Origin of the sequence: Bacillus sp. I-2 (genome assembly GCF_001974945.1) — a bacterium.
In the GTDB taxonomy this organism is placed as follows: Bacteria; Bacillota; Bacilli; order Bacillales; family Bacillaceae; genus Bacillus; species Bacillus safensis.
In genome coordinates this window covers 273,105-280,103 of sequence record NZ_LZRW01000045.1, presented here as the reverse complement: position 1 = coordinate 280,103, position 6,999 = coordinate 273,105, and the positions used below count along the sequence as shown (strand labels likewise).

Here is a 6,999-nt window from a genome sequence, read left to right as displayed (position 1 = left end):
TACACTAATCGGATAACTAACTCTTTTTCCCATACAAAAAACACCTCCAAATTGTTTTCAGATATGCTATACCCGATTTTTCAATTTAAAGGTGTTTTTATTTGTCTCACTTTATGGGGTCAGTCCCTCTTTCGGTGCGGCCTTTTATTACGATTCGGTTGGTTGCTTTCTAGGCGGGCGTTTTCCCCAATATTGATAATAGTCTGTTTTAATAAATCCATTAAACAGTTTTCTCTTTTTCGTCGCTTTTCTTCCGAAGCACTCTTCGAATTTTTCGTGTGACGTTAAGATGTAAATGGACCATGTATCTAGGTTCTTAAACGCTTCACCCATTCCTTGATACATTTTTTCAACTGCTGGTTTATCACTCAGTCGTTCACCGTAAGGAGGATTTCCGACAATCACACCGTACTCTTCTTTTGTTTGAAAGTCTTTTACTTGCATTTGTTTAAACTCAATCAGTTCACTCAGTCCTGCTTCTTCTGCATTCATTTTTGCGATGTCTACCATACGATGGTCGATGTCACTTGCAATGATGCGGAGCGGCTGATCATAGTTTGCTTTTTCTTCTACTTCCACACGCGCTTTGTTCCATACGTCTTCACCGATCCATTCCCATGATTCAGACGCAAAATCCCGGTTAAATCCTGGGGCAATGTTTTGTCCTATCATCGCTGCTTCAATGGCGATTGTTCCTGATCCGCAGAAAGGATCAACAAACGGACGGTCAGGTGTCCAGTTCGTTAATAAGACGAGCGCAGCAGCAAGCGTTTCTTTAATAGGTGCTCCGCCTTGATCCATGCGGTATCCGCGTTTATGAAGACCTACACCAGATGTATCAAGCGTAAGAACCGCTTTATCTTTTAAAAGAGCGATCTCGATTTTATATTCAGGTCCCGTCTCTTCAAGCCATTCAGACTGAATGTTGTAGGAGGATTTAAGCTTTTGCGCAATGGCTTTTTTGACGATGCGCTGGCAGTCCGGCACACTGGCAAGCTGAGATTTCACAGATTTCCCAATGACAGGAAACGTACTGTTTTTTGGTAAAAAAGCGGCCCAGTCAATCGCCTTTGTCCGTTCAAAAAGCTCATCAAATGTTTTTGCCGAAAATTCAGCAACTTGTACCTTAATTCGGTCTGCTGTGCGCAGCCAAAGGTTTGCACGGCAAATCGCAAGAGCATCCCCCTTGAAAATCACTTTTCCGTTGTCGACTGTGCACTCATAGCCAAGGTCTCTTACTTCTTTTGCAACAATTGCTTCAATTCCCATTGGAGCTGTTGCGATGAGTGTATAGGTTTTCATTGATTTATCACCTGTTTTCTCGTCCTTTTATGTATTCAAGATAAAAGCTCTCCATATGTTGAAATAGGAGAGCTTTGTTTCATCATGTTTATTATAACGGATTTAACGTTCTGTAAGCCATGTTTTGTTCCATCGTACTGCAAACGGCAAATGCCTCGTACTCAGGTGGTAATCATCTATCTACAGAATTCTCTGTCCTTCTCTCCGTTTGGTTCCTTTGAGAAAGTTCCCCTACCAAGTTTGGGTTTCTCGCTCGAGGGGTTTACCGCGTTCCACTCTCACCATTTCTAGTGAGACTTCGTCACTGTGGCACTTTCAAGGATACTTTGCCATATCCTAAAAAGGACGTAGGCATTTTTCCTGCCGTCAGCCTTTCCCAGGCTGCCCTGGCTTATTTTTTCGCCAGGCACGAACACTACGGGCATCTCAGCACCGTGCGAGCATGGACTTTCCTCTGCAATGCCCTAAATAGCATTACAGCGATTACCCGAACGTTAATCAATAAGCGTTATTATAAACGACAATGACATCTGACACAAGCTTTTTCAGCAAGACTCAATCATAAAGTTTGCTGCCGAAAACGTGTTTCTCAAGGTTCGATAGTCTTTTTAAAATATCAAAGTTTGTTGTATTAGACTGTGCAGGCTGTCTTTTCCCTTGTTCAACTGCTTCTTCAAGCTGTTTTGACAAGTGGAGGTTTTCTTGTTGAAGTTTTTCGATTTCTTGGTTGAAGGTCTCATAGTCTTTAATGACCATATCTAAAAATTTATCGACTTCTTCTTGTTTGTACCCTCTGACACCTGTTTTAAATTCTTTTTCTAAAATTTCTTTCGCAGAAAGCTTTACTTTATCAGCAAGCATCTTTTTCACCTCATATCGTGAATTCATAGTATATTTTTTCAGAAATACGTGACGTTGTCAAATTTTCTCTTGCTTTTAATCAAAAAACGGATCTTCCGCCTCAACCTGCGCTCTTAGATCATCCATCGTGATGTACATAATCGGGTAATCGGTATAGGCTTCCGCCTCCCTGATCATATACTTCGGCGATCCCTCATGCTCGGGATCATATAAGACGAGAAGGCCATCTGTTTTTTCAATAAAAAAGCGGTTCTTTTGTTTAAATTGTGCCGGACTTTCGTACGGTCTATGCGTGACACTTTCTACAAAATCGGCCTGTGCAAGAATTCCTTCATACAACTCTTTGTTTTGTTCATTCCAGCGCTCTTCCTGTTCATAAAAAGGCGTAATAACTGCAAGTTTTAACGCTGGATATTCCTCCTGAAGCTCAAACACCACTTCGGCTGTCCAAATTTCTGCCCCAAGCTGGCCTGATATGAGAACCCATTCCAGACCTTCTTCGATAAGGGCTGTCAGCCTTTTTTGAAGCTCCGCTTTTATGTATTGAAGTGCAGGCTCGTCTTGTTTGAATATCCCAAGCTCAAACGGCTTGTACCCTGTGACAGCAATAATTTTCATTTTTTCACCTGCTTTTAAAAAATGGGACTTATTAAAGTCCCATTCACTTTATCTGTTACAGCAAGGTCCACCGCAGTTAAAGTGTTGATGTGTTGCCGGGTCCACCTGAGAAAACGTATGCGGGAAGTAGTGAACATGTTGGAAATTATGGTGGTGAACATTTGTCACATGCTGCGGGTGGATATGCGGCACAATTGTTGTTGACTCGCTGTGTGTACAGCAATGATTCGTCGGATGAACAATTGGCTGTGTAACATTTGGATGGCAATGATGATGATGATGGTACATGTAGCATTCCCCTCTCCTTTATTTTCTTACATTAACAATGTATGAATTAAGAGGTGTACATGTACTAATGCATTAACCTATTTTAAAAGTTGGCAAGAAAAATATCTTTATAGTTTGAAAACACAAAAGCGACCAAAATGACCACAAGAAAAAACAAGTAGAAAAGACCCTTATACATGCTCTACGCTCCTCATTCAATTTCTAACGCTATTTTACAGGATTCGCGGCCTTTCTACAATAAAAGTGCTAAACAATTTTTATTTTCGGCCGAGAGCCGAACGTTGTCATTTTTTGCGCTTTCCCGGGCAATAAATAGTTCATTGCCCAGCTTTTCTCAATAGCCGTTTTTTGCGCTTCTCAAGCTCTTTCGTGTCTCGTTCGCTTAATGAAGAGAAAGATAATAAAGATTCCGTGATGGAAAGAGCTGATCTTGCATCTTTTTGGCGATGCTCCTGAAACTTCGCAAGCTCTATGCCCGCTTTTAATGCTAAATGGACATCACTTGATTCAAATAATGTTTCCCAAATTCGAACTGCTTCATCCCACTCGTTTAGCCGTTTATATTGTAAGGAGAGATCAAAAGCCGCCTGATTGGCATGTTCAAAATCAGCACCTGTTAATTCCCGCAAATGCTTCGTAGCTTCCTGTACATCACGATGCGCAAGATGCCACCTAGCCAGCGCGTATTTCTCATCGTGCTCCTTTACCGCATCCATAGATAGAATTTTTTTGGATAGATGAATGTAGAGGCTGATTAACGAAAGGACGTCTAATTCATTATGAGTCAAAATCCCTTCAATGAGCTTCGGATTTTGTTCCTTTAAAAAGTGAAAATAGATCATCGGTGCCAAAAAACCCGGTGTGTCTCCTTCCCTGTGAACGTGCAGCTCTTCTTTTTCAACCACAGACAGCGCCATTCGTTCATATTTATGCTTCCACAACCGTCTTGACCCATGCAGAAGATCAAAATGGCCAAACTCTGGAAGCGCAGGGATTTGATCTCTCAACAAAGTATGTCTCGTTTTCACTTGCGGCCAATCGAATGATTTTCCATTATATGTAACGAGTGATTCTACGTTCACTTCATCGAGAAAACTTTTATAAAGAGCTGCTTCATTTCCCGGATTTGTGAGCAGGTGCTGTTTCACCACTACTTTGTCAGCAAAGACCCGCGCATGTCCTAGCAAGAAGATCATATTTCCCGTTCCGCCAGATAATCCAGTTGTTTCTGTATCAAAGAAAAACAGTTCATGCGGCTTGTAACCTTTAGCCGATAGAGAATGCTGGATGCCGCTTTTGTTCCAAGCCTCGATGATCTTTGGCAGTTCCGCAAACGAGTAGAGTCCATGCTTGTCTTCTAATGAATAGGTGACTTCTCGAATGAGACAAAAGGAATCCTCAAAGTGATAAGGAGCTGCACCCAATTGCTCCCATTCCTTTAAAAATGGGATGTTTTCGGCCGTTACAGGCTGAGGTTGCCCTTCCGCTGCTTTTTGCCGTTTTTCATTTGGCTGGTTGTGCGATAGGTGCTTCTTCATTCGATTTAATTTCCCTTTTAAAGACATAAGTAGGTGCCTTCCTCCTTTCCCTTAAAATACAGACATCAATTCAACAATGCTGCTTTTTCCGCTCACCTCTTTCATTTCCATGCCAATGCAGGATGGACAGCCGTTCTCACAGCGGCACCGCTCTATCAGCTGAATGGCTGCACCTGCTATTTCATCGAAACGAGCTTGGACTTCTTTGCTTAAACCAATTCCGCCAGGGTAGTGGTCATATAAAAAGACTGTCGGTTTACCGGTATGTGCCGCTTTAATTTGTGAAACAACATGAATATCTGAGCGGTCACACATCACAAAAGCAGGTACAATGTGCTGAAGAACATTTGCAATGCCAAGCAGCAGCTGTTCAAGTGTTTTCTCTTCAAATCTCCGCTCTGCATCATGTAATTCAAACCAAGCCGCACTCGTATGAATTTCTTCTTCAGGTAGGTGAATTGGACCAGAGCCGATATTTTCACCGGTACTGAGCCGGATTTTTTTGAAAATTGTTGGCATTGCGTTGACAGTCACATCACCGTAGTGAACAGATACCGCTTCTTTCTCTGTTGTCTGGTCGATTTCCAGCACCTTGAGCTGAACAGCTAAATTAGCATCTGTATAGTATTCTACATCTACTTGTTTCACATAAGCCTTCAAATGCTCGTAATCTAGCTTTTCTACTTGATACTGAACCCCTTCATGTAAATAAATCGCCTCATCATGAAGCAATGTCATTGCACTGAATCGATCCATCTCTCCAATAATCCGAACATTCGCTACGTCGGATTGATCCACAATTACCACATTTTCCTGGCTTGCAGACCGCAGGCTGATGCCATGCGCTGGGAACGATTGATCTGACCAATAATACCGGTTCCCGCTAAAATGAAGAACCCCTTCCTCTTGTAAGTATTGCAAAATGTCTTCTACTTCCATGCCGCCAAACTGTTCATCCGTCCGAAATGGCAGCTCGTAGGAAGCACATTTTAGATGATCCACTAAAATAATGAGATTTTCAGGATTGATTCTGGCTGCTTCAGGCGGTCTATTAAAGAAATATTCAGGGTGTCTGACAATATATTGATCAAGGGGTGAGGAGCTTGCCACCATGATAATGAGCGCCTCCTCATGACGCCTTCCAGCACGTCCTGCCTGCTGCCATGTACTCGCTACACTGCCAGGATACCCCGTCATAATGCATACCTTTAGCTGACCTATATCTACCCCTAATTCTAGTGCGTTTGTGCTGACGACACCTAGAATGTCTCCTTCTCTTAACCCCTTTTCAATCACGCGCCGCTCTTTTGGCAAATAGCCTCCTCGATACCCGCGAATCGATTTTGGACCGATTTCTTTTTTCACAAGCTCTTGAATATGACTTAAAATCACTTCTACTCGTACTCTGCTTCTAGCAAAAACGATCGTTTGAATTTTTTCTTTTAAAAATGTTTTAGCCAATTGGTTGACGACAGTGGCAGCGCTTTGTCTAATATTTAATGGTTTATTCACCACTGGCGGGTTATAAAACACAAAATTCTTTTTACCGCTAGGCGCTCCGTTTCGTTCAATAAGATGCACTTTGCTCCCTGTGAGCTGCTGCGCCAGCTCTTTTGGATTTGCAATCGTTGCTGAAGTACAAATGAAAATTGGATCACTTCCATAAAATGCACAAATTCGTTTTAACCTGCGAATCACATTAGCCACATGACTGCCAAATACGCCTCGATATGTATGAAGCTCATCAATGACAATATACTTCAAATTCTCAAATAAGCTGACCCATTTCGTATGATGAGGCAAAATAGCTGAATGCAGCATATCTGGGTTTGTGATGACAATATGTCCTGCTTGTCTGACTCGCTGCCGAATGGCCGGGGAGGTGTCTCCGTCATATGTTTCACTATGAATCGGAACATCCATCTCGTGGATGATCTCGTTCAGTTCACTCTTTTGATCCTGCGCGAGCGCTTTTGTTGGGAATAAATAAAGAGAGCGGTTTGTCTGGTCTTCTGCGATCGACTGAAGAACAGGCAGATTGTAGCAAAGCGTTTTACCTGAAGCTGTTGGTGTAACAGTCACTACATGCTCACCATCCATTACTCGTTCAAAGGCTTCCTTTTGATGAATATACAGCTCTTTCACGCCTCGTTTTTCAAGCGCCTTTTTTAGCCTGTCGTCCACTCTTTCAGGAACGGGTGAGGTCTGTGCAGGCTTTGCTTCAATTTCATGCCAATGTTCTATCTGTTCGTCTTTCTTTAATTCTTCTATCAGTTCGTTCATTGTTTTCTTTTTCATATTGCGTCCACCTCTCATTCTAGTGTACCGAATATTTGTTTGCATGACTAGGCGGCAATTTTTTGATGCAGACTTATGAGCAAATACTTTGAAC

At 42.2% G+C, this 6,999-nt stretch carries 6 protein-coding genes and 1 other RNA gene; all 7 read right to left on the bottom strand.

Annotated elements, in window-relative coordinates:
• Positions 1–147 precede the first annotated feature (147 nt).
• Positions 148–1,302 carry a THUMP domain-containing class I SAM-dependent RNA methyltransferase gene (locus BAE31_RS17935; RefSeq protein ID WP_034623490.1) on the bottom strand — a complete coding sequence of 385 codons (1,155 nt, stop codon included), beginning with the start codon at positions 1,300–1,302 and terminating at the stop codon, positions 148–150.
• 108 nt (positions 1,303–1,410) lie between these two features.
• Positions 1,411–1,797: RNase P RNA component class B (gene rnpB, locus BAE31_RS17930), an RNA gene on the bottom strand.
• Positions 1,798–1,857: 60 nt separating this feature from the next.
• Positions 1,858–2,163, bottom strand: coding sequence for a cell division regulator GpsB (gene gpsB / locus BAE31_RS17925; protein ID WP_012010336.1), 306 nt, complete (start codon positions 2,161–2,163; stop codon positions 1,858–1,860).
• A gap of 75 nt (positions 2,164–2,238) precedes the next feature.
• On the bottom strand, positions 2,239–2,781 hold the full coding sequence (locus tag BAE31_RS17920; protein WP_029706022.1) for an SLOG family protein: 543 nt from the start codon (positions 2,779–2,781) through the stop codon (positions 2,239–2,241).
• A 48-nt stretch (positions 2,782–2,829) separates the two neighbouring features.
• Positions 2,830–3,069: a spore coat protein CotD gene (cotD, locus tag BAE31_RS17915; RefSeq protein WP_076841037.1), complete on the bottom strand. Its 240-nt coding sequence runs from the start codon at positions 3,067–3,069 to the stop codon at positions 2,830–2,832.
• Between the two features lie 317 nt (positions 3,070–3,386).
• Complete coding sequence (locus tag BAE31_RS17910; protein WP_076841036.1) at positions 3,387–4,634, bottom strand: ribonuclease H-like domain-containing protein; 1,248 nt, start codon at positions 4,632–4,634, stop codon at positions 3,387–3,389.
• 24 nt (positions 4,635–4,658) lie between these two features.
• Positions 4,659–6,905, bottom strand: a complete 2,247-nt coding sequence (locus tag BAE31_RS17905; RefSeq protein WP_076841035.1) for a DEAD/DEAH box helicase — start codon at positions 6,903–6,905, stop codon at positions 4,659–4,661.
• Positions 6,906–6,999 lie beyond the last annotated feature (94 nt).